This window comes from Micromonospora sp. bgisy143, assembly GCF_057708145.1.
Genome location: NZ_JBYIRN010000042.1, coordinates 1 through 21,956 on the forward strand (window position 1 = coordinate 1; position 21,956 = coordinate 21,956).

The following is a 21,956-nucleotide window of genomic DNA, read 5'->3' on the forward strand; positions in this document are numbered from 1 at the left end:
CGAGATGCTCCGCGCGCCGACGTTGACCGTGGCCCGGCCTCCGCTCACGCTTGTCGGCTGGCTCGCCGCGTTGGCGTTCTGCGAGGTCAGGTAGTACTCCGCCCTGCTGACGTTCTGCGGGGCCTGGATCACGGCGTTGTTGACCGCGCTGTTCGACCGATTGAGGATGACCAGCGTGATCTTGCCGTCGCCCTGGTAGGCCGTCACCTCCAACGGGGACGCCTTGGAGCTCTTGGTCAGGGCCACCCGCTGGTAACCCGGGCGGACGTACTTGGCGTACTGGGAGAACGCGTAGCCGCGCTTGAGCGGGGCGCCCGCCGTGGTGCCGTACGCCGCCTCACCGTCACCGATGAACGAGTAGTAACGCTTGCCGTACCACCAGATGTAGGCGCTCCAGTTGGCCTCCATCGACTTGTGCACCGTACGCATGATGTCGTCGAGCGTCTCGTTCCAGACGGCCAGGTTGCTGGGGTTGCCCCAGATGTTCGAGCCGCCACCGTCCGCCGCGTGCAGGTTCCACTCGGTCATCCACACCGGCTTGTTGTACTGGGCGGCCAGGTTGTACGGCGCCAGCCGTCCCGCGGACTCGGTGCCGTACAGGTGACCGCCGATGTAACCGATGTTGTTCCGGGCGGTCGCGTCGTTCAGGGTCGGGTCGGTGTAGCTGTAGTTCAGGTTGACCGCCTCGGCGACCATCAGCTTGGTGTTCTGCACCTTCGTGCCCTGGTCGCGGACGAAGGTGCGCAGCTCGGTGCCGCTCCAGTCCATCGAGTCGTAGTCCGGGTGCCAGTCCGGCTCGTTCTGCACGGACGTGACGTCGATGGTCACGCCCTGCCCCCGCATGTACTGGACGTAGCTGTTCAGGTGGTTCGCGTAGTCGTCGTAGTAGTCGGTCTTCAGCTTGCCGCCGTTGGTCCTGCTGTTGTTGGTCTTCCAGGCGGCGGGCGCGGTCCACGGCGAGGCGAGGATCTTCACGTTCGACCCGTACGCCTTCGCCGTCTTCAACGAGTTGACGTGGGTCGCCCACTCGCTGGACTCGGGCGAGAGACCGGTCCGCACGATGGACAGCCCGAGCTGGTTGGCGCCCAGCCCGACCAGGGTCTGGGTGTCGGTGGTCGACCAGGCGCTACCCCAGATGGACTGGGCGGCCCCGAAGCCGTCGACGGTCTGGTACCTGGTGGCACTGTTCACCGTGATGTCCGCCGGTCCGGTGGGCGGCGGTGTGGTCGGGGGTGGCGTGGTCGGCGGCGGCGTGGTGGGTGGCGGTGTCGTGGGGGCCGGCGTCGTGGGCGTGGTGTCGCCGGTGCACGTCACGCCGTTGAGCGCGAAGCTGGTCGGATCGGGGTTGCTGCCCGTCCACGAGCCGTTGAACCCGAACGACACCGTGCCGTTGGTGGCGATGCCGCCGTTGTAGCTGACGTTCTTGGCGGTGACCTCGGCGCCGCTCTGGGTCAGTGTCGTGTTCCAGAACTGCGTGACGGTCTGCCCGGCACTGTAGGACCAGTTCAGCGTCCAACTGCTGACCGCGTCGCCGAGATTGGTGATGGTGACGTTCGCGCCGAAGCCGCCCTGCCACTGCGAGGACACGGCGTAGTTGACGGCACAGCCGGCGGCTGCGGCACCGGCGGGCGCGGCCAGCGCGACCGCCGTCGACGCCAGCATGACGGCACCCGCCGACACCAGGGCGGCGTTGGTGACCCTTCGTTTTCTCATCAGGCTTCTCCCGAGGTGGTGGTGGCGGCCGACGCGTCCGGCTGGTCGGTTCGGAGAGCGTCGGGCGGTACGTCAGGCGTCGCCGGGAGCGCTCCCAAGCGCGCGACGGTGGGTCGTCGGATCTGCTCTCCAGATCAGCCCGGGCCGGTCATCCTCGACCTACCTGTCGGCCGCCGACCCGACCCGCGCGACAGATCCGCCGGGGGAGTGGAGCACCGGGGAACGCCGGTGCGGCGGCCGGGAGTCGACGCCGGACCGGCACTCGCGCCGGCGGTGCTGCGGGGGCGCGACGAGTGACGGTGCGACGAGCGGGTCCGGCGGGGCTGCGGCACCCTCCTTTGTCGACCGGCTCGTCGGGCGGGCGGCCGCTCTGCTCGTTCGCCGCTCGCGGGTGAGTGCCGCACAGCGAGCGCGCGAAACAGTTTCTCGTTGCCAGGAATTTATTTCGTTCAATGCCCCCTGTCAATGCCCGGCCCACCCACCCACCCACCCGACCGCCCACTCGCCCGACCGCCCAGCCGCCCCGCCGACCCTCGGTGATCATGAAGTTATCGCCCCTGGCGGCGGCGTGTCGTGGCGATAACTTCATGATCACCGAGAGTGGGGATGTGGACTGCAAAAAACCTGCAAACGGTAGCTATTGCGGGAGGGAAAACGCTTTCCTACGATTGCGTCACGTCGATGTTTCCTCTCGGGGCCGGCTGGTGCGTCTCGGGATTGTGACGGCTGCGTGCCGGTTGGCCAGCGGCTCTGCCGTGCTGTTCTGGGTGAACGTATTTTCTCTGGTCGATTCGTAATTGATTGTTGTCTTTCCCGGATCGCGCGACGGCAGTCTTGTCGGGCCGCCGCTGTCGTCGTCCGGCATCGACGAGTCATCCAATTCTTCGAAGGTGAGGCGAGATGAGACGAACAGTCGTGCGCCGGCTTCCGGTGGCGCTCCTGACGGTCGCCGTCGGCGTCGCGGCCGGCGTGACCGTCCAGGGCAACCGGCCCGCGGCGGCGGTGGGCGCCGCCACCGGGTACGCCACCCAGAACGGCGGGACCACCGGCGGCGCGGGAGGGCAGACGGTACGCGCCAGCACGGGCACCGCGATCCACGCGGCCCTGTGCGGGCGGGCCAGTAGCAGTACTCCGCTCACCATCGAGGTGACGGGGACGATCAACCACGGCAACACCAGCAAGGTGTCCGGGTCGAGCTGCAACACGGCGGACGGTGTGATCGAGCTGAAGCAGATCAGCAACGTCACCATCATCGGGGTCGGCAGTGGAGCGGTCTTCGACCAGCTGGGTATCCACATCCGCGACTCCAGGAACATCATCATCCAGAACGTGACGGTGCGGAACGTCAAGAAGTCGGGTTCGCCCACCTCCAACGGCGGGGACGCCATCGGTATGGAGAGCGCGGTCCGCAACGTCTGGGTGGACCACGTCACCCTGGAGGCGTCCGGCGGCGAGGCGGAGGGGTTCGACGGCCTCTTCGACATGAAGGACGACACCCGGTACGTCACCCTGTCGTACAGCATCCTGCGGAACTCCGGGCGGGGTGGCCTCATCGGGTCCAGTGAGAGCGACCTGTCGAACGGCTTTGTCACCTTCCACCACAACCTCTACCAGAACATCGACTCCCGTACGCCGTTGCTGCGTGGCGGTGTCGCCCACATCTACAACAACAGCTACGTGGGCCTGCACGAGTCCGGTATCAACTCCCGGGCCGGGGCCCGGGCCAAGGTGGAGAACAACCACTTCCGCGACTCGAAGGACGTGTTGGGCACCTTCTACACCGACCAGCGCGGCTACTGGCAGGTCAGCGGCAACATCTTCGACAGCGTCACCTGGTCCACCCCCGGCAGCGAGAACTACCCCGCCGGCCCCAACCCGACGTCCACCACCACCGTCAGCGTTCCGTACGCGTACCGGCTCGACGGCGCGAGCTGTGTCCCGACCGTGGTGGGCCAGACGGCCGGCGCCAACACGGGCCTGCGGGTGTCCGACGGAAGCTGCGCGCCCACCACCACGCCGCCGCCCACCACGCTGCCCCCGACCACCCCGCCGCCGACCACTGCGCCGCCCAGCGGGCCGAACCTCAGTCTCGGCGCCGGCGCGGACGGTTCCAGCAAGGCCGACGGGACCAGCTATGGCAACGTACGGGACGGCGACATCACCACCTACTGGTCACCGGTCGGCGCGACCGGCACGATCTCGATCAAGTGGGGATCGGCCACCCGGGTGTCCCGCGTCATCATCCGGGAGCCCTCCGGGACCCAGGGCTCCATCGGGGCCTGGCAGCTCGTCAACCACGACACCGACGCCGTCCTGGCGGCCGGCACGGGTGCGGGCGCGATCACGTTCGCCGCGACGACACTGAGCAAGATCACTTTTAGGATCAACAGCTCCAGCGGTACGCCCCGGGTGGGCGAGTTCGAGACCTATGCCGGCTGACCATCGGACGGTGAACGCGTCGTCGCCTCTGCCGGGCGGGTGCCTCGACCCGCAATCACGGTCGGTTGTCGCAACGTCACTGTTAGCATGCGGCAATGTCCGCAGGTCAACGGGGGATCCAGGCAGGCGACGGCGATCCCGCGGTGACCGACGCGGGTCGCCTGGCGGCGTTCAGCGACGGCGTGTTCGCCATCGTCATCACCCTGCTGGTACTGGATCTGCGGGTGCCGGATTTCCACGAGGGCGGGCTGGCCGACGGGCTTCTCGACGAAGGGCCGGCATACCTGGCCTTCGTCGTGTCGTTCATCTATGTCGGCGTCCTCTGGCTGAATCACCACGCCGTGCTCCAACTGGTGCGGGGCACCACCCCCGCATTCAGCTCCATCAACCTCGGCATTCTCTTCGGCGTGGTGATCATTCCGTTTCCCACCGCCGTGCTGAGTTCGGCGCTGGCCGACGGCAACACCGACGACCTGCGCGTGGCCGTCGTCCTGTACGCGTTCGCCGCGTCCCTGATGTCGGCGCCCTGGTGGGTCCTCTTCGCCTACGTGCGCCGCCATCCGGCGCTGCGCGCCGAGACCGTCCACCAGGACCAGGTCCGGGTGCAGGAGGCCCGCCCGATCGTCGGCCTGATCCTCTACGGCCTGACCGGTGTGCTCGGCTGGCTGGTGAACCCGTTCCTCGGTCTGGTCGGCATCATCGTAATGATCATCTTCCATGGTGCCACCAGCCAGGGGCTCCGCGCCGGGCGGTGGTGGCCCGGGGGCGGCGCCCGCCGGAGCTGACCCCCGCCCCACCTCGGTTCGCGCAGGTCGCGGCGCTGCGGCTATGTTTGCGCACGCTCGGGGGAGCGTCTGGGGGGTAAGGAATGACCATCATCGGCGATCGGATGGCGGCGGCGTACGACGACGCCATCGAGGATCTGTGCGGTGCGACACCGAAGGGCCACTACGCGCGACGGGGCACCGCCCGTGCGGCGGTCACCCACGCGCGGGCGGCGACGCTGAACGTGGCGTACGACCTGTCGCCGGAGCCGGATCTCGACGCGCTGCACGAGCTGGCGACCGAGGTGTCCCGGCAGGTCGAAGCGTGGTCGATCATGGTCCGGTACGACGCCGACGGGTCGGTGGCCGAGCTCGCCGTCCGCCACGGGCTCGCCGCGCGCAGCGACCTGCCCCTGCTGGCCGGCGCGGCTGACGAGCTGGTCTTGCGGGCGGACGAGGCGCAGCTCGCCCGGGTGCGCCGGGTCGGCGCGGCGGACAGTGATCGGTACACCGACGTCCTGACCAGGGGATTCGAAGCGCCGGACGGACTGTTCGGGCCGCTGATGGGCGGTGCGGTGCTCGACGCCGAGCGGATCGACGGCTACCTGTACGAGGAGGACGGTCAGCTGCTCGGCACCGGTCTCGGGATGCACACCCGGGGCGTGGTCGGCGTGTTCAACATCGCTGTCGTCCCGGCCGCCCGGGGCCGCGGTCTGGGCCGCGCGATCACCGAGAAGGTGGTGCGCGACGGCGTCGCGGCCGGCGCGGACGCGGCGTATCTGCAGTCCAGCGCGCTGGGCCGGCCGCTGTACGAGTCGATGGGCTTCCGTTTCCAGGAGAACTGGATCGCCTTCCATGCCTGAACGGCGGCCGCCGGGGCCGGAAAGCCGCGACCAGCCGGGACAGACGAGGGGAACCGACCGTGAGCTTCAGTGAGGACGTCCGCTCGGCCTTTCGTCGGGGCGAGACCGAGGCGGTGGTACGGATGAGCACGGCGGAGATCGAACGTGCGCGGGCCGCCGGCGACGCCGCCAACGAGGTGGAGGCCCGTTACAGCTTGGCCCGGGTGGCGATTCGCGGCGGCGACCTGGCGCTCGGGGAGACACGGGCCCGCGAGGCGCTCGACGTCGCGGTGCGCTCCGGTGACCGTGCGTTGGAGGAGCGGCCCCGGCACGTGCTGGCCGCCGTGGCGCGAATGGCCGGCGACCTGGACCGGGCCCGCGACCTGTACCGCGAGAGCATCGCGCTCAACGAGTCGCTGGGCCGGCCGGAGATGGTGAACTCCGAGACGCACAACCTGGCCTTCTGCGAGCTGGGCCTCGGCAATCTCGCCGAGGCGCGGCGGCTGTTCACCCTCAGCCGTACCCGGGTGTTCCAGCACGGCTGGGACGATTTTGTGCCGTACGTCTGCGTGGCGGGCGCGGCGCTCGCCTCCGCCGAGGGTGACCACCCGCGGGCGGCGCTCATGGTCGGTCTCGCGGACGCGGCGTTCGCGGCCATCGGCCAGGTGCCGGACCCGGACGACGCGGCCGACCTCGCCGCCGTGCGCGAGGCCGCGATCGAGGTGCTCGGCCCGGCGGCCTACGCCGCCGCGCAGGAGCGGGGTCGGCACCTCGACCCCCGCACGGCGTTCGCCGACGACGACCGCTGAGACGTCCGGGCTGTCAGGCCGACCGCGCGGCGGCGACGGCCTGGCCGCGCTCCGACTCGGGAAAGCGTCGGAGCATGGCGCGCACCTCGTCGGCGCTGACGTTGGCGCCGAACAACTCGCTGCCCGGTTCGAGGCGTACGCCCTCGGCGAGCGGACCGGCGACGACCGGGTCGAAGCCGAGGGCGTCCACCAGCGCGGCCACCGGAGCGAGGTCGGCCTCGTCGTCACCGGCGATCGCGATGGCCTTGCGCTCGGCCGTGCCCGCCGGCCGCGCCCCGTCCTCGAGATCGTGGTAGCCCATGTGATTGAACGCCTTGACGACCCGCGACCCGGCCAGGAACGCCTGGACGATCTCGCTGGACGAGGTGCGCGGATCGGTCAGGTCGTCGCGGATGCCGTCGACCTCCCACCAGTAGTTCATCGCGTCGACGACGAGCTTGCCGCGCAGCGCCTCGACGGGCAGCGCCCGGTACTTGCCCAGCGGAAGGGCCAGGATGACGATGTCGGCGTCTGCCACGGCGTCGACCGCGGTCGTCGCCACCGCGCCGGGCGTAAGCACCTCGACGGTCAGGGCGATCTTCGCCGGATCGCCGGACCCGGCGATGCGCACCCGGTAGCCGGCGGCCAGCGCGAGCCGGGCCAGGACGGTGCCCACCTTGCCGGCGCCAAGGATGGCGAGGGTCCGTGGTCGGTCGGAACCGCTGTCGTTCATGTCTTCCTCTCGAAAGGGGCGGGCGGTGGATCAGCTGGCCAGGATGTCGCGGACCATGGGGATCACCCGGGAGCCGTACAGCTCCACGGCGCGCATCCGTGCGCTCACGGGCTGCGCCCCGGCGGTGTAGATGAGGTCGAACCGGCCGACCCCGAGGCCGCGGATGGCGGCGGCCATCCGCCGGGCGACCGTCTCCGGCGAGCCGATGTAGAGCGAGCCGTGCGCCACCTCCGAGTCGAACTCCTGGCGGCGGATCGGTGGCCAGCCGCGCAGCGCGCCGATCCGGTCGCGCATGACCCGGTAGTGCGGCCAGTACAGCTCCTTGGCCTCCTCGTCGGTGTCGGCGATGAAGCCGGGCGAGTGCATCCCCACCGGGTGGGCGGTGGTACCGAGCTGGTCGGCGGCCCGGCGGTAGAGGTCGATGTAGGGCGCGAAACGCTCGGGAGCGCCGCCGATGATGGCGAGCATGAGCGGCAGGCCGTACCGGGCGGTCCGCACCACCGACTGCGGCGAGCCGCCCACGCCCACCCACGTGGTGAGGTGTCCGGACTCCGTCTTGGGAAAGACGTCGGCGTCGGTGAGCGGGGCGCGGGTGGTGCCGCTCCAGGTGACCGGCTGCTCGTCGAGCAGCTTCGCGAACAGGTCGATCCGCTCCTCGAACAGCACGTCGTAGTCGGCCAGGTCGTAGCCGAACAGCGGGAAGGACTCGGTGAATGAGCCCCGGCCGAGGATGACCTCGGCCCGGCCGTTCGACAGCGCGTCGACCGTGGCGAAACGCTGGAACACCCGGACCGGGTCGTCCGAGCTCAGCACCGTGACGCCGGAGGAGAGCCGGATCCGCGAGGTACGGGTGGCGATGCCCGCCAGCACCGTCTCGGGCGTCGACACCGAGTACTCCGGTCGGTGGTGCTCGCCCAGGGCGATGACGTCGACGCCGAGGTCGTCGGCGAGCACCGCCTCGTCGACGACCTGCCGGATCGCGGCGGCGTGGGAGACGGGCTTGCCGGAGTCGTCCTCCGGCACGTCACCGAAGGTGTCGAGGCCGAACACGAGATCAGACATTTGTGGGCTCCTTCGCCAACAGCTCCCGGACCCGTGGCGCGACCTCGCTGCCGAGCAGCTCGATGGTGCGCGCCCGCGCCTCGCGAGGCAGGTGCATGATGTCGTACTTCAGGTCGAACCGACTCAGTCGCAGGTCGCGGGCCATCGTGGCGATCTTGCGGGCGACCGTCTCCGGCGACCCCACGAACAGCGCGCCGTGGTCGATCTCGGCCTCGTAGCGCTGGCGGTCCGGCTTGTAGAAGCCGCGCTCCTCGGCGAGCCGCGCCACGGTCGGCTGCCAGTACCGCCACCACGTCTCGACGGCCTCCTCGTCGGTGTCCGCGACGAGGCCGAGCGAGTGCTGCCCGACCGGCTGCGCGGCCTGCCCGAACTGGTCGAGCGCCCGATGGTAGAGGTCGACGTGACCGGCGAACCGCTGTGGGCGTCCACCGATGATCGCCAGCATGAGCGGGAGCCCGTGCCGGGCGGCCCGGATCACCGAGTTGGGGCTGCCGCCGACACCGATCCAGGTCGGGATCCCGCCCGGGCGCATCCGCGGGTGCAGCCGTTGCGCGACCAGCGGGGCGCGAACGGTTCCGGACCAGGTGACCGTCTCCTCCTGCTGGAGTCGGAGGAAGAGGTCCAGCTTCTCCTCGAACAGCCGTTCGTAGTCCGCCAGGTCGTAGCCGAACAGGGGGAACGACTCGGTCGCCGATGCCCGACCGAGGACCAGTTGGGCCCGGCCGTCGCTGACCGCGTCCAGGGTGGCGAACTCGTGGTAGAGCCGTACCGGGTCGTTCGTGCTCAGCACGGTGACCGAGGTGCCGAGCTTGATCCGCTCGGTCGCCGTCGCCGTCGCCGCGAGCAGGACGGGGGTGGCCGAGTCGTTGTGCCCCTCCCGGTAGTGCTCGCCCAGGCTGAACACGTCGAGCCCGACTGACTCCGCGAGCCGGGCCTCGTCCACCAGCAGCCGGACGGTCTCGGCGTCACTGAGCGTCCGGTCGCCGTCGGTGGCCACCTCGCCGAACGAGTTGAGCCCCAGTTCGAAAGATCCGGCGGACATGTCTCCTCCTCGGCGTTCCTCGCCGTCGACGCGCGGGAAGCGGTCTTCCCGGTTGACGTGTCAATGATGCTAACCTGCTGATTGACACGTCAATTCCCGGGAGACTGGAATGATCGACGACACCCCCGAGCGGCGCAGGGGTCGGCAACTGCCGACGGCGGAGGAGCTGCGGATCTGGCGGGACTTCGTCGAGACGACGGGGGCTCTCACCTCCCGGGTCGGGTCGCGTCTCCAGGTCGACTCTTCCCTCTCGCCGGGCGACTACGCCGTCCTGCTCGCCCTCAGCGAGGCACCGGAGCGGCGGATGCGCTCCTCCGCGCTGGCCGCACACATCGGGTGGGAGCGGAGTCGGCTCTCGCACCACCTGGGCCGAATGGAGCGACGCGGGCTCATCCGTCGCGAGGAGTGCGCGACCGTCCCACGCGGGGCGGAGGTGATTCTCACCCCGGGCGGGGCCGACGCGTTCCAGCAGGCGACCTTCCCGCACCTGCGCACCATCCGGGAACTGTTCGTCGACGCGCTCACCCCGGACCAGTTGCGCGCCGCCGGCGACATCGCGCGTGCGCTGCGCGAGCGCCTAGGGTCTGACGCCGACGAGTAGTCGGCGCATGGAGGCCGGCACATCGGGTACGCGCCTGCGGCCGTCGAACCCGACGCGCCACAGCAGCCCGAGGAGCACCGACATGTCGAGCACGGGGCGGGCGCGACTCGGACCGAACGTCTCCCTGGTCCTGCTCGCGTCGATCCTCGTGTCGTTCCTGGCCGCCTCGGCGGCCCCGACCCCGCTCTACGGGATCTACCAGGAGCGCTGGCACTTCTCGGCGGTCACCACCACCGTGGTGTTTGCGGTCTACGCGCTCGCGGTGCTGGCGTCGCTGCTCACCTTCGGCAAACTCTCCGACCACGTCGGCCGGCGTCCGGTGCTGGCCGTCGCGATCGCCGTGCAGATCCTGTCGCTGCTGGTGTTCATCCTCGCCAACGGCGTACCCGCGCTGCTGGTCGCCCGCCTCGTGCAGGGGCTCGCGGCGGGCGCCGCCACGGGCGCCGTCGGCGCGGCCATGCTGGACATCGACCGGGCCCGGGGGACGCTCGCCAACTCGATCGCCCCCGGCCTCGGCACCGGTAGCGGCGCGCTCCTGTCGGCGCTGTTCATCCGCTACCTGCCCGCGCCGACGCGGCTGGTGTACGTGGTCCTCGTCGGGGTCCTGCTGATCCAGGCCATCGGGGTCGCGCTGATGCCCGAGACCGTCACGCGGATGCCGGGAGCGCGCCGCAGCCTGCGACCGGAGATCAAACTGCCGCGCGCGGTACGCGGACCGGTGCTGGTCGTCGCTCCGGTGCTGTTCGCGGTCTGGGCGTTGGCCGGCTTCTTCGGCGCGCTCGGTCCGGCGCTGGTACGCAGTCTCATGGACACCTCGATCGTGGTCGCAGGTCTGGTCCTGTTCGTCTTCGCCCTCTTCGGGTCGGTCGCCGTCCTGCTGCTGCGCGACACCGCCGCGCGCACGGTGATCCTGACCGGGATCGTCGCCCTCATCCTGGGCATGGTCGTCACGGTGGTCTCGGTGATGGCCGAGTCCGTACCCGGGTTCTTCGTCGGTCTGGCGCTCGGCGGCGTCGGCTTCGGCGGCGGGTTCCAGGGCAGCCTGAAGACGATCATGCCGTTGGTCGAGGCGCACGAACGCGCCAGCGTGCTCTCGCTGCTCTACGTCGTCTGCTACGTCGGTTTCGGCCTGCCCACCGTGATCGCCGGCTTCCTGGTGGTGTACGCCGGGGGCCTCCCGCAGACCGCCGACGAGTACTCCGTCGCCGTCATCCTGCTCGCGCTGGTCGCCCTGTTCGGGCTGCGCAGGGCGACCAGGGCAGCACCGGGCTGATGTCCCGAACGCCGTACCTCGCCGGGGCGCAGGACGTAGCGTGGTCGTCGACGGTGGGGCGGTACACCCAGGAGGTCGCGATGAGCCCGAAAGCCGATCGGGGCGAGCCCGGCCTCGCGAGCCTCGACGTCAAGGTCGAGGTGATCGTCGTCCCGGTTGCGGACGTCGACCGCGCGAAGCGGTTCTACCAGGGCCTCGGCTGGCGACTCGACCAGACACCGCCCGGGATCGTCCAGTTCACGCCGCATGGCTCCCCGTGCTCGGTGCAGTTCGGCACGCAGCTCACGTCGGCCGCGCCGGGTTCGGCGACGGCGTACCTGGTCGTGTCGGACATCGAGGCGGCCCGTGACGCGTTGGTCGCCGCCGGCGTCGAGGTGGGGGACGTCTTCCACGTCACCCCGGATGGGCCGGCCGACGGTCCCGACCCGGAGCGCCGCAGCTACGTCTCGCGGGCCACGTTCCACGACCCGGACGGCAACACCTGGTTGATGCAGGAGATCACCACCCGTCTGCCCGGGCGCGTCGAGAGCGAACTGACGTCGTACCGGTCGGCGACCGACCTCGCGGACGCGCTGCGGCGCGCGGCGGCCGCCCACGGCGAGCACGAGGAGCGCACCGGCCAGCGGGACGACAACTGGCCCGACTGGTACGCGAGGTACCTGGTGGCCGAGCAGTCGGGGGCGACGCTGCCCGAGTGAGCCCGCGCCCAGCCGCGCCCGCCGGTCCACGAGGCCGACGCGGCGCGGCTGCGGCCAATCATCGGACGTATTGCCGTCCCTGGTCTCGCTCGCCCCTGCCGTGGTGAACGCATCTCCCCACCCCGTTGTCACCCGGGTCGCATCCGGGTCGCCACACGCCGTCGCCGATCAGTGATCCGCCAGCGATCGACCGTTGCCTATTGCGTGACGCCGGAGTAATCTTCCCGAAACACATCGGACGTTTGGTCGTCCACGGGTCTGCCTACGACCTGCGCTGCACGGTCGGTGCCACCGCGCGGATCCACTATCGGGGGTCGTCGTTGTCGCGCTTGGGTGGCCGCACCGGTCACCGTTTGGAGGATCGATGTCAGACCTGACCCGGCGACAGGCCCTCAAGATCGGCGCGGCCGGCGCGGGTGGCGCGCTGCTGCCGCTGCCGTGGACGGCGACCGCCAACGCCGACTCCGTCGCGCCGCCGCAGGTGCTGGCCGCCAACGACCTCGCCCTCTGGTACGACGAGGGTGCCGGCACGGACTGGCTGCGGGCCCTGCCGATCGGCAACGGCCGGCTCGGCGCGATGGTGTTCGGCAACGTCGACGCCGAACGACTCCAGCTCAACGAGGACACCGTCTGGGCCGGCGGCCCGCACGATCCCAGCAACACCCGAGGCGCGGCCGCGCTGCCGGAGATCCGGCGGCTGGTCAACGCGAACCAGTGGACCCAGGCCCAGGACCTCATCAACCAGACCATGATGGGCAACCCCGGCGGGCAGTTGGCGTACCAGACCGTCGGCAATCTCCGGCTGGCGTTCGGGTCGGCCAGCGGAGCGTCCCAGCACAACCGCACGCTCGACCTCACCACCGCGACGGCCACCACCTCGTACGTCCTGAACGGCATCCGCTACCAGCGGGAGGTCTTCGCCAGCGCACCGGACCAGGTCATCGCGATGCGACTGACCGCCGACCGCAACAACTCGATCAGCTTCACCGCCACCTTCGACAGCCCGCAGCGCACCACGGTGTCCAGCCCGGACGGCACGACGATCGGCCTCGACGGCGTCTCCGGCAACCAGGAGGGCGTCACCGGGCAGGTCCGCTTCCTCGCCCTGGCCAACGCCACCGTCACCGGCGGCAGCGTGTCCAGCTCGGGCGGCACCCTGCGGGTCACCGGCGCCACCAGCGTCGTCCTGCTGGTCTCCATCGGCTCCAGCTACGTCAACTACCGCAACGTCGGCGGCGACTACGGGGGCATCGCGCGGCAGCGCCTGAGCGCCGCCCGCGCCTACAGCTACGACCAGTTGCGCACCCGGCACGTCGCCGACTACCAGGCGCTGTTCGGCCGGGTGACGCTGGACCTGGGCCGCACCTCCGCCGCCGACCAGACGACCGACGTACGCATCGCCCAGCACAACAGCGTCAACGACCCGCAGTTCTCCGCGCTGCTGTTCCAGTTCGGGCGGTACCTGCTGATCTCCTCGTCGCGCCCCGGCACCCAGCCGGCGAACCTCCAGGGCATCTGGAACGACTCGCTGACGCCGTCCTGGGACTCGAAGTACACGATCAACGCCAACCTGCCGATGAACTACTGGCCGGCCAACACCACCAACCTGGCCGAGTGCCACAACCCGGTCTTCGACATGGTCCGGGAACTCGCCGTCACCGGAGCGCGGACCGCCCAGGTGCAGTACGGCTCGGCCAGTGGTTGGGTCACCCACCACAACACCGACGCGTGGCGGGCCACCGCCGTCGTCGACGGCGCGTTCTGGGGCATGTGGCAGACCGGCGGCGCGTGGCTGTCCACGTTGATCTGGGACCACTACCTGTTCAACGGTGACATCGAGTTCCTGCGGACGAACTACCCGGCCATGAAGGGCGCCGCACAGTTCTTCCTCAACACCCTCGTGACCGAGCCGACCCTCGGTTACCTGGTGACCAACCCGTCGAACTCGCCGGAACTCAGCCACCACTCGAACGCCAGCGTGTGCGCCGGCCCCACCATGGACAACCAGATCCTGCGCGACCTGTTCGACGGCGTCGCCCGGGCCAGCGAGATCCTCGACGTGGACAGCACCTTCCGGGCCCAGGTCCGGGCCACCCGGGACCGGCTCCCTCCGATGAAGGTCGGCTCGCGTGGCAACATCATGGAGTGGCTCTACGACTGGGTGGAGACCGAGCCCAACCACCGGCACATCTCCCACCTGTACGGCCTCGCGCCGAGCAACCAGATCACCAAGCGCGGCACGCCGCAGTTGTTCGAGGCCGCCCGTCGTACGCTGGCGCTGCGCGGCGACGACGGCACCGGTTGGTCGCTGGCCTGGAAAATCAACTTCTGGGCGCGGATGGAGGAGGGCAAGCGGGCCCACGACCTGATCCGCTACCTCGCCACCACCGCCCGGCTCGCCCCGAACATGTTCGACCTGCACCCGCCCTTCCAGATCGACGGCAACTTCGGCGCCACCGCCGGCATCGCCGAGATGCTGCTCCAGAGCCACATCGGGGAGCTGCACATCCTGCCCGCGCTGCCGCCGGCCTGGCCCAGCGGCCGGGTGACCGGGCTGCGCGGCCGTGGCGGGCACACGGTCAGCATCACCTGGGCGAGCGGCGCGGCCACCGAGGTGCTGGTACGACCGGACCGCGCCGGCACGGTCCGGCTGCGGTCGCGGTTCCTGACCGGCACCGTCAGCGTCGTCGACACCGCCGACGGCACGTCACCGCGGGTGACCCGGGTCGAGTCCGACCTGATCGAGGTGACCGTGCAGGCCGGACGCACCTACCGGGTCACCAGCACGGGCGCCACCACGCCGACGCTGGAGCAGAGCTTCACCAACGCGGGTATCACCAACGACAGCAACACCAACGTCGGCAACTTCGACGGCAACGGGGCCACCCTGTCGGCGCAGGCCCTGGCGCAGGCCGGCGCGAGCCCGGGCAGCACGGTGAGCCGCAACGGGGTGAACTTCCGCTGGCCCAACGTCAGCCCCGGCACCGCCGACAACGCCATCGCCTCGGGCCAGACCATCGGCATCAGCGGCACCGGCAGCACGCTCGGCTTCCTCCTGACCGGCACCTACGGGGCCGTGTCGGGCACCGGAACGGTGGTGTACGCGGACGGCACCCGCCAGACGTTCACCCTCAGCACGCCCGACTGGTACGGCGGCCCGGTGTCCGGGGCGACCGCCGCCATCGTGTCCGCGTACCAGAACCGGCCCAACAACGGTCGCCAGGCCACCGCCGCGTGCATCTACTACGTGGGCGTCGCCCTGCAGAACAAGGCGGTGACCCAGGTCGTGCTGCCCAACATCAGCGCCCGTGCGGCGGCGAACGTGCCGACGATGCACGTCTTCGCCATCGCGATCGGGTCCTGACACTCAGCTCGCGTCGCGCCGCCGGTGACGGCACGGTCACCGGCGGCGCGGCGTGATCAGTCCCGACTCGTACGCCCACACGACCAACTGCGCGCGGTCCCGGCAGTGCAGCTTGGTCATGGCCCGGTTCACGTGCGTCTTGGCGGTCAACGGGCTGATCACCATGCGCTGGGCGATCTCGTCGTTGGTCAGCCCTCGGGCGACCAGCTCGACGATCTCCTGCTCCCGGGCGGTCAGCACGTCCCGACCGGCGGTCGGCACGGCCGGCGGTGGCCCGGCCACGAACTCGCTGATCAGGGTACGGGTCACGGCCGGCGCGAGCAGCGCGTCGCCACCGGCCACGACGGCGACGGCCTGCAACAGGTCGGCCGGGTCGGCGTCCTTGAGCAGGAAACCGCTCGCGCCCGCGCGCAGGGCGGCGAAGACGTACGAGTCGAGCCCGTAGTTGGTGAGGATGAGGACGCGGGTCGCGGCGAGGTCGGGGTCGGCGGCGATGCGTCGGGTCGCCTCGATCCCGTCGAGTCCGGGCATCTGCACGTCCATCAGCACGACGTCCGGGTGGAGACGTCGGGCGAGTTGGACGGCCGACGTGCCGTCGGTCGCCTCGCCCACCACCTCCAGGTCGTCCTCGGCGGCCAGCAGCGCCCGGAAACCGGCCCGCATCAGCGCCTGGTCGTCGGCGAGCAGGACCCGGATCATCGGTGTGACCGCCCGGTCATGCCGGCCCGTCCAGCGGGAACGTGGCCCGCACCGTGAACCCGTGGTCGTCGTTGGCGGTGGCGCGCAGGGTGCCGCCCAGCCCGCTGACCCGCTCCCGCATGCCGCGCAGTCCCACCCCCGGCGTCGGCGGTCGGGCCGGTGACGCCTGCCCGTCGTCGCTGACCGCGACGGTCAGCCCGGCCGGGGCGTACTCGACCAGGACGCGTGCGGTCGCGGGCCCGGCGTGCCGGGCCACATTGGTCAGCGCCTCCTGGACGACCCGGTAGCCGGCCTGGTCGACCTCGTCGGGCAGGGGCCGTGGCCGGCCGGTGACGGTCACCTGGACCGGCACGCCGACCGCCCGGGTCCGTTCGGCGAGTTCGTCGACCCGGGCCAGCCCGACGCGGTCGTCGTCGGGCGTACGCAGGACGTCCAGGGTGGTGCGGAGTTCGCGCATCGCGGCGGCGCTGGCCTCCTGGATCGCCAGCAGCGTGGCCGACGGCTCGTCGCCCTGCTTGCGGGCCAGATGCACGGCGATGCCGGCCTGCACCTTGATCACCGAAATGCTGTGCGTCAGGGAGTCGTGCAGGTCGCGCGCGATGCGCAGGCGCTCCTCGCCGGCCCGCCGCAACGCCATCTCCTCACGGGTGCGTTCGGCCTCGAGGGCCCGCTGTTCGACCTGCTCCAGGTAGGCCCGACGGTGCCGGCCGACCAGTCCGGCGACGTTGGCCGCCACGAACCAGCCCAGCAGCAGCGCCGTCCGCTCGACGATGAGCTGGTTCGGACGGTCGACCGGCGCCACCGAGACGTCGTGGGCCAGGAAGCCGCCGAGGAAGGCGACGCTGGCCACGACGGAGGCCAACCGGTACCCCCGCCACGCGGCCAGGTAGACCACGCCGAGCACGGGGAACGCGGCGGACACCCCGAAGTGCACCCGGACGTGCAGGGCCAGCATGGCGACGGTCACCACGCCCAGCGCGAGCACCGGATGGCGTCGGCACACGCCGAGGGCGGCGGCCATGACGAGCACCAGGGTGACGTCGAGGGCCCCGACCGTCGCGGCGTCCGGTGCGAGCGCGGCGTTGCCGAGCAGGAGACCGCCGAGGACGAGGCCGCCGACGACGTACGGCAGGTCGCGGCGCATGGTCGCACTGTAGAACGACCGTCCGCACGGGAGCATCCCGCCCGCGCGGTAGATCAGGCGTACCACGGTCGTGGTATCCGGGCGGCGGGAAGTGTCTGCGCCGGCACGACGCCTTCGCGGGCCGTCGCCGCGAGCATCGACCGCATGACATACCGCTTTTTCACCCCCGTCCCCACCAGGGCGGCCACCGGTCGCACCGCGGCGGTCTACCAACAGCTCCGCGAGGACTTCCTCGGACCGCTGCCCACCTTCCAGGCGCTCTCGGCCGTGCCCGAGGTGCTGGCCGCGACCTGGTCGCTGCTGCGCGAGGCCCTGCTCGCCGGCGACACGTCCCGGGTCGACCGCGAACTCGTCGCGGCGGTGGTGTCCCGGGCCAACGGCTGTCAGTTCTGCCTCGACGCCCACGTGCTGCTGCTGCACGCCCTGGGCGAGCACGGGTTGGCCGAGGTCGTCGCCCGGGGCGAGACGCCGGCCGAGCCGCGACACTCCGAACTCGCCCGCTGGGCCCGGGCCAGCCGCAGTCCCCGCGCCGGCGACTGGACCAGCCGGTACGGCCCCGAGGTCACCGGCACCCTGCTCGCGTTCCACTTCGTCAACCGGGTCGTCTCGGCGCTGCTCGACCCGGACCTGCTCCCCGGCGGCCTGCAACGCGCCCCGCTGGTGCGCTCGGTCGGGGGACGGCTGTACGCCAGGTCCGCGCGGGAGCCGAAGGAACCCGGACGCAGCCTCGCACTCCTGGACCCCAGCCCGACACCACCGCCGGCCTGGGCCGGGGACAGCCCGGTCGGAGTCGCGTACGCGTCGTTGCGCGACGCCGCCACCCGGGGCGGCGAGCTGCTGGGTGACGTGGCCCGCCAGACCGTGACAGCCACCGTGCGCTGGGAGGACGGCCGGTTCCCGACCCGGCCCGCGGACTGGGCCGTCGACCTGGTCCGGGACGTGCCCGGCCGGGACCGGGTCGGCACGCGGATCGCGTTGCTGGCGGCGTTCGCGCCCAGTGCGGTGAGCCCGGGCGACGTCGCCCTGTGGAAGCTGTCGCACCCGGCCGACGCCGACCTCGTCCGGATCGTCGCCTACGGGGCGATCACCGCCACCGACCACGTCGCCCGGGCGTTGAGCTCGGCGCAGCTCTAGGAGCCCAGCATGCGTAAGGCATTTGTCGTCAGCAGCGGACTGCTCCTCACCGCGTTCGCCCTCCAGTTCGTCTTCGCCGCCGTCGGCGCGTTCACCAAGCCGGCCGGGGACGGCGCGTACGCCCTGCACAGCGTCAACGGCATGGCCGTCATCCCCGTCCTCACCCTGCTCACCGTCCTGCTCGCCGCGTTGGCGAAAGCGCCGGGTCGGCTCGTCGGGCTGGCGGTCCTGCCGCTGGGCCTGGTCGTCGTGCAGGCGCTGCTCGCCATGCTCGCCAGTGCCGGCACCGACGCCGTGGGCGCCAGCACGCCGTTCGGCCTGACCATCGGTGGGCTGCACGCGGTCAACGGCATCATCGCGGTACACGTCGTGGTCGGCGTGATGCGGGGAGCGCGCCGGCTGGCCGCCGGGACGCCGACGCCCGACGCTGCTGTGGTCGTACCCCAGGGGGAGCCGGCATGACGACCGCCTCGCTGCTCGCGGCGGACCTCGTGCTGACGGTCCTGGCCGCCGCCGGCTGGCTGGGCGGCGGCGCCGCGGCGGCCGCCCGGCGTCGGCCCCTCGCGCTCGCGCTGGCCGCCGTCGCGCTGCTCGCCACGCTCGCCCGCGCGAGCACCGTGGTCGCGCTCGCCCGGGCCGGCTGGTGGTTCGCCGCCGAGAAGGTCGTCGTCGCCGCACCGCTGTCGCTCGCGGCCGTCGCCGTCGCCGGGCCGCGGCTGCTGCGGGCCGCGGACGACATCCGGTCCGTCGCGGTGCCGCTCCTGTTCGCCGGGTACGCCGTGAGCGCCGCCCTGCTGGTGACGGTCCTGCACGGCTACCCGGTGTCGGCGTCGGTGGGGCTGCTCGCGGTCGCCGGGGTGGTGGCGGCGACGGCGGTCTCGTGGCGTCTGCTCGCCGCGCGCCCGTCCCGGACGGTGTCCCGGGTGGCGGTCGCGGTGGCGGTCGCGGCGCTGCTGGCCGGCACCGGGTCGGCCGTCACCCCGGGGACGGCACCCGCCGCACCCCACGAACACGGGTACCCGCAGGCCCGGATCTCCGACCAACCCACCCGACGGTTCACCCTGACGGCCGGTACCGCCTCGGTGCGCGTCGGCGGTCACGACGTCGCGGCGTGGGCGTTCGACGCGCAGGTACCCGGACCGGAGTTGACCGCCACGGTCGGCGACGTGGTGGAGGTGACGCTGCGCAACCGGGACATCGGGCGGGGCGTCACCCTGCACTGGCACGGGTACGACGTGCCGAACGGCCAGGACGGGGTGCCCGGGGTGACCCAGGCGGCGGTGCTGCCCGGTCAGGAGTTCGTCTACCGGTTCCGCGCCGACCAGGCCGGCACCTACTGGTACCACACCCATTCGGTGTCCGACGTCGGCGTACGGATGGGCCTCTACGGTGTCCTGGTGGTACGTCCCGGGCCGGCGACCGGCCTCGACGTCGTCGTGCCGGTGCACACCCTGGCGGATCGTCCGCTGCCCGACGCGCGGGTGGAGTCCGTCGAGGCCGGCGTTCCGGTGCGGCTGCGGTTGATCAACACGGACAGCACCACACACCGGTACGCGCTGGCCGGCACCGATTTCCGGGTCGCCGCGATCGACGGCCACGAGCTGAGCGGTCCGACGCCGGTGCGGGACACGGCCGTGCTGATCCCGGCCGGGGGCCGTTACGACCTGGTGTTCGATGCACCGGCCACCCCGGTGGCGCTCCACGTCGACGGACGCCGCGTCTACTCGACCGGCGCGGGGTCGACGGCGACCGACGGGTGGCCGGTCCTGGACCCGCTCCGCTACGGCCGGCCGGCCCCGGCGCCCTGGTCCCGCTTCGACCGGGACTTCACCCTCGTCCTCGATCGCGGTCTCGACCTGCGCGGACTGCTGCCCCGGTACGCCCACACCGTCAACGGCGCGGCCGATCCGGACATCCCGCCGCAGGTCGTCCGCCGCGACGACGTCGTCCGGTTCACCATCGTCAACCGGTCGCAGGTCGTGCACCCGTGGCACCTGCACGGCCATCACGTGCTCGTGCTGGCCCGCGACCGGCGGCCGGCCACCGGAAGCCCGCTCTGGCTGGACTCGTTCGACGTCCGGCCCGGTGAGGTGTGGGAGGTGGCGTTCCGGGCCGACAATCCGGGCGTGTGGGCCAACCACTGCCACAACCTGGGGCACGCCGACGCCGGAATGATGCTGCACCTCGTGTACTCCTGAGCACCCGGACAGCGCCCGGCCCCCGTCGCGTGGCGGCGGGGGCCGGGGCGTGCTGCGGTGGTACGGGTCAGCTGGTGCGACAGCTGATCGTCGGCCAGGTCCAGTTGCCGTTGGCCATGATCGTGATGCCGAAGTTGTTGCCGTTGCCGTTCGGTCGGGCGGTCACCGTTCCGCTGGTGCCGCTGACGGACGCGTTCCAACTGTTCTGGATGTACTGGCCGCCGTTGAGGTTGAGGCTGACGATCCAGTTGTTGGTGCCGCTGACCGCGACGTTCAGGTTGAACCGGTCACCCCACTGCTGACCGGCGGAGAGCGTCGCGTTGCAGTTGCCGCCGCCCGGGTTGCCGGTCGTCGGTCCGGAGGTCGGCCCGGAGGTCGGGTTGCCGCCACCGCCCTCGGACACGGTGACGTCGGAGCTGCCGGCGCTCTGGTAGCCCTCGGTCGCCATGATCTGGTACGCGTGGTTGGTGCCGAGGTTCAGGCCGGCACGGGCCCAGGCGTCGAAGTGGTTGGCCGTGGTGATGGTGCCGCTCGACCGCTTGTTCTGACGGACGCTCCAGTACTGGTAGAACGTCTGGTTGCCGTCGATCGACGGGGCGTTGGTCCGCAGGCTGCGCAGGATGTCGTAGGTGCCGCCGTCGGTGGTGACCGTGCCCAACCGGGTGGCGCCGCTGCTCGGGTTGTAGCTGCCGAAGTTCTCCACCACGTAGTACTCGATGAGCGGGTTACGCGTCCACCCGTACAGCGCGAGGTAGGTGTTGTTGTTCCCCGGGTTGTAGTTGGCCGAGTAGGTGACCGTCCGGCGCGAGCCGGTGGCCCAGCCCTTGCCGCCGACCCAGTTGTTGGTGCTGCGGTCCCAGCTGCTGGAGTACCGGCCGTTCTCGCGCAGCGTCATGCTGGCGTTGCCACTGTCCTTCCAGAAGGAGAAGTAGTAGCCGTTGTGCGTGCCGGTCAGGTTCGAGGTGAGCGTCCGGTCGGCCTCGGCGTACGCGCTGGTGGCCGTGACCGTGCCCGTGACGGCCAGGACGACCGCACAGGCGGCGCCGAGGAGCAGCCGCATCCGGCCGCGCCTCGGCGCTGCGGTGGGCGTGTGGTCGGTGTCGATCATGTAGGTGTTTCCTCCTCGTCACGGCTGGCGCGGGGCCAGCGGTGCGGTGCGACGCGGCGGGCTGTCGGCCACGGCGTCGCACCGCGTGGTGGTGGTTGACCGGTTGTCCCGCACCACGACCGGAGGCGGCAGTCGCGGTACGGACGACGACGGTGATTGAATGCCGTCGATGGGGACGGTATTGAGCCGGTCGTCCACTTGTCAACATTTTCCGGAAGCCTGGCGGCGGTGCCCGGTCCGCCGTCGGCCTCGAACGGATGCGTGTCTGCCGAGGTCAGTAGTCGATCAGGGGCGACCGTGGCGAGGGCGGCGGGCGGTGGGCTGGCGGACATCATCGGACGAATGTCGGCCGGA

At 71.2% G+C, this 21,956-nt stretch carries 18 protein-coding genes; 11 read left to right on the plus strand and 7 right to left on the minus strand.

What is annotated here, in order from left to right:
- Positions 1-1,713: cellulose binding domain-containing protein (locus AC3EN4_RS30090; RefSeq protein WP_435209747.1), on the minus strand; the 1,713-nt coding region annotated here is incomplete at its 3' end.
- A gap of 900 nt (positions 1,714-2,613) precedes the next feature.
- On the opposite strand from AC3EN4_RS30090, the gene AC3EN4_RS30095 reads away from it, so the two are divergent.
- The 4 genes from AC3EN4_RS30095 (at position 2,614) to AC3EN4_RS30110 (ending at position 6,567) form a co-directional block, all read left to right on the plus strand.
- The gene (locus AC3EN4_RS30095; protein WP_435209749.1) at positions 2,614-4,152 is read left to right on the plus strand and encodes a pectate lyase family protein; all 1,539 of its coding nucleotides are present in this window, start codon (positions 2,614-2,616) and stop codon (positions 4,150-4,152) included.
- Between the two features lie 95 nt (positions 4,153-4,247).
- Complete coding sequence (locus tag AC3EN4_RS30100; RefSeq protein ID WP_435209751.1) at positions 4,248-4,937, plus strand: TMEM175 family protein; 690 nt, start codon at positions 4,248-4,250, stop codon at positions 4,935-4,937.
- An 83-nt stretch (positions 4,938-5,020) separates the two neighbouring features.
- Positions 5,021-5,779, plus strand: coding sequence for a GNAT family N-acetyltransferase (locus AC3EN4_RS30105; protein ID WP_435209752.1), 759 nt, complete (start codon positions 5,021-5,023; stop codon positions 5,777-5,779).
- A gap of 59 nt (positions 5,780-5,838) precedes the next feature.
- Positions 5,839-6,567, plus strand: a complete 729-nt coding sequence (locus AC3EN4_RS30110; RefSeq protein ID WP_435209754.1) for a tetratricopeptide repeat protein — start codon at positions 5,839-5,841, stop codon at positions 6,565-6,567.
- Between the two features lie 13 nt (positions 6,568-6,580).
- Here the strand turns inward: AC3EN4_RS30110 and AC3EN4_RS30115 are convergent, their stop codons facing one another.
- From AC3EN4_RS30115 to AC3EN4_RS30125, 3 genes are read right to left on the minus strand one after another with little or no spacing between them, the layout of a single operon-like run.
- On the minus strand, positions 6,581-7,279 hold the full coding sequence (locus AC3EN4_RS30115) for an NADPH-dependent F420 reductase (RefSeq protein ID WP_435209756.1): 699 nt from the start codon (positions 7,277-7,279) through the stop codon (positions 6,581-6,583).
- A gap of 30 nt (positions 7,280-7,309) precedes the next feature.
- Positions 7,310-8,341 carry an LLM class flavin-dependent oxidoreductase gene (locus AC3EN4_RS30120; RefSeq protein ID WP_422735390.1) on the minus strand — a complete coding sequence of 344 codons (1,032 nt, stop codon included), beginning with the start codon at positions 8,339-8,341 and terminating at the stop codon, positions 7,310-7,312.
- The gene (locus tag AC3EN4_RS30125) at positions 8,334-9,383 is read right to left on the minus strand and encodes an LLM class flavin-dependent oxidoreductase (protein ID WP_435209758.1); all 1,050 of its coding nucleotides are present in this window, start codon (positions 9,381-9,383) and stop codon (positions 8,334-8,336) included. The genes AC3EN4_RS30120 and AC3EN4_RS30125 overlap by 8 nt, the downstream gene beginning before the upstream one ends.
- 109 nt (positions 9,384-9,492) lie before the next feature.
- Between AC3EN4_RS30125 and AC3EN4_RS30130 the strand changes: the two genes are divergently transcribed.
- From AC3EN4_RS30130 to AC3EN4_RS30145, 4 genes are all read left to right on the plus strand, one after another.
- Positions 9,493-9,984, plus strand: coding sequence for a MarR family winged helix-turn-helix transcriptional regulator (locus AC3EN4_RS30130; protein ID WP_422735388.1), 492 nt, complete (start codon positions 9,493-9,495; stop codon positions 9,982-9,984).
- A gap of 82 nt (positions 9,985-10,066) precedes the next feature.
- Complete coding sequence (locus AC3EN4_RS30135; RefSeq protein ID WP_435209760.1) at positions 10,067-11,257, plus strand: MFS transporter; 1,191 nt, start codon at positions 10,067-10,069, stop codon at positions 11,255-11,257.
- Positions 11,257-11,955, plus strand: coding sequence for a VOC family protein (locus tag AC3EN4_RS30140; protein ID WP_435209761.1), 699 nt, complete (start codon positions 11,257-11,259; stop codon positions 11,953-11,955). Before AC3EN4_RS30135 ends, AC3EN4_RS30140 begins: the two co-directional genes overlap by 1 nt.
- Before the next feature lie 364 nt (positions 11,956-12,319).
- Positions 12,320-15,319, plus strand: coding sequence for a glycoside hydrolase family 95 protein (locus AC3EN4_RS30145; RefSeq protein ID WP_422735385.1), 3,000 nt, complete (start codon positions 12,320-12,322; stop codon positions 15,317-15,319).
- Positions 15,320-15,355: 36 nt separating this feature from the next.
- Here the strand turns inward: AC3EN4_RS30145 and AC3EN4_RS30150 are convergent, their stop codons facing one another.
- Together AC3EN4_RS30150 and AC3EN4_RS30155 are read right to left on the minus strand one after the other, a co-directional pair.
- The gene (locus AC3EN4_RS30150) at positions 15,356-16,018 is read right to left on the minus strand and encodes a response regulator (protein WP_435209763.1); all 663 of its coding nucleotides are present in this window, start codon (positions 16,016-16,018) and stop codon (positions 15,356-15,358) included.
- A gap of 16 nt (positions 16,019-16,034) precedes the next feature.
- The gene (locus AC3EN4_RS30155) at positions 16,035-17,162 is read right to left on the minus strand and encodes a sensor histidine kinase (protein WP_435209765.1); all 1,128 of its coding nucleotides are present in this window, start codon (positions 17,160-17,162) and stop codon (positions 16,035-16,037) included.
- A gap of 144 nt (positions 17,163-17,306) precedes the next feature.
- On the opposite strand from AC3EN4_RS30155, the gene AC3EN4_RS30160 reads away from it, so the two are divergent.
- From AC3EN4_RS30160 to AC3EN4_RS30170, 3 genes are read left to right on the plus strand one after another with little or no spacing between them, the layout of a single operon-like run.
- The gene (locus AC3EN4_RS30160) at positions 17,307-18,296 is read left to right on the plus strand and encodes a carboxymuconolactone decarboxylase family protein (protein WP_435209766.1); all 990 of its coding nucleotides are present in this window, start codon (positions 17,307-17,309) and stop codon (positions 18,294-18,296) included.
- Positions 18,297-18,305: 9 nt separating this feature from the next.
- Positions 18,306-18,758 carry a DUF6220 domain-containing protein gene (locus AC3EN4_RS30165; RefSeq protein ID WP_435209768.1) on the plus strand — a complete coding sequence of 151 codons (453 nt, stop codon included), beginning with the start codon at positions 18,306-18,308 and terminating at the stop codon, positions 18,756-18,758.
- Positions 18,755-20,494, plus strand: coding sequence for a multicopper oxidase family protein (locus AC3EN4_RS30170; protein ID WP_435209769.1), 1,740 nt, complete (start codon positions 18,755-18,757; stop codon positions 20,492-20,494). Before AC3EN4_RS30165 ends, AC3EN4_RS30170 begins: the two co-directional genes overlap by 4 nt.
- A 67-nt stretch (positions 20,495-20,561) precedes the next feature.
- On the opposite strand, the gene AC3EN4_RS30175 is transcribed toward AC3EN4_RS30170, so the two are convergent.
- A complete protein-coding gene (locus AC3EN4_RS30175; protein WP_435209771.1) occupies positions 20,562-21,602 on the minus strand; it encodes a glycoside hydrolase family 11 protein in 1,041 nt (346 codons plus the stop codon).
- Positions 21,603-21,956: the final 354 nt, after the last annotated feature.

What these genes read in the sequence shown, in the direction of transcription:
- AC3EN4_RS30095 (WP_435209749.1), top strand. Translation starts at nt 2,614, where the DNA reads ATGAGACGAACAGTCGTGCGCCGGCTTCCGGTGGCGCTCCTGACGGTC.
- AC3EN4_RS30100 (WP_435209751.1), top strand. Translation starts at nt 4,248, where the DNA reads ATGTCCGCAGGTCAACGGGGGATCCAGGCAGGCGACGGCGATCCCGCG.
- AC3EN4_RS30105 (WP_435209752.1), top strand. Translation starts at nt 5,021, where the DNA reads ATGACCATCATCGGCGATCGGATGGCGGCGGCGTACGACGACGCCATC.
- AC3EN4_RS30115 (WP_435209756.1), bottom strand. Translation starts at nt 7,279, where the DNA reads ATGAACGACAGCGGTTCCGACCGACCACGGACCCTCGCCATCCTTGGC.
- AC3EN4_RS30120 (WP_422735390.1), bottom strand. Translation starts at nt 8,341, where the DNA reads ATGTCTGATCTCGTGTTCGGCCTCGACACCTTCGGTGACGTGCCGGAG.
- AC3EN4_RS30125 (WP_435209758.1), bottom strand. Translation starts at nt 9,383, where the DNA reads ATGTCCGCCGGATCTTTCGAACTGGGGCTCAACTCGTTCGGCGAGGTG.
- AC3EN4_RS30130 (WP_422735388.1), top strand. Translation starts at nt 9,493, where the DNA reads ATGATCGACGACACCCCCGAGCGGCGCAGGGGTCGGCAACTGCCGACG.
- AC3EN4_RS30135 (WP_435209760.1), top strand. Translation starts at nt 10,067, where the DNA reads ATGTCGAGCACGGGGCGGGCGCGACTCGGACCGAACGTCTCCCTGGTC.
- AC3EN4_RS30140 (WP_435209761.1), top strand. Translation starts at nt 11,257, where the DNA reads ATGTCCCGAACGCCGTACCTCGCCGGGGCGCAGGACGTAGCGTGGTCG.
- AC3EN4_RS30145 (WP_422735385.1), top strand. Translation starts at nt 12,320, where the DNA reads ATGTCAGACCTGACCCGGCGACAGGCCCTCAAGATCGGCGCGGCCGGC.
- AC3EN4_RS30150 (WP_435209763.1), bottom strand. Translation starts at nt 16,018, where the DNA reads ATGATCCGGGTCCTGCTCGCCGACGACCAGGCGCTGATGCGGGCCGGT.
- AC3EN4_RS30155 (WP_435209765.1), bottom strand. Translation starts at nt 17,162, where the DNA reads ATGCGCCGCGACCTGCCGTACGTCGTCGGCGGCCTCGTCCTCGGCGGT.
- AC3EN4_RS30160 (WP_435209766.1), top strand. Translation starts at nt 17,307, where the DNA reads ATGACATACCGCTTTTTCACCCCCGTCCCCACCAGGGCGGCCACCGGT.
- AC3EN4_RS30165 (WP_435209768.1), top strand. Translation starts at nt 18,306, where the DNA reads ATGCGTAAGGCATTTGTCGTCAGCAGCGGACTGCTCCTCACCGCGTTC.
- AC3EN4_RS30170 (WP_435209769.1), top strand. Translation starts at nt 18,755, where the DNA reads ATGACGACCGCCTCGCTGCTCGCGGCGGACCTCGTGCTGACGGTCCTG.
- AC3EN4_RS30175 (WP_435209771.1), bottom strand. Translation starts at nt 21,602, where the DNA reads ATGATCGACACCGACCACACGCCCACCGCAGCGCCGAGGCGCGGCCGG.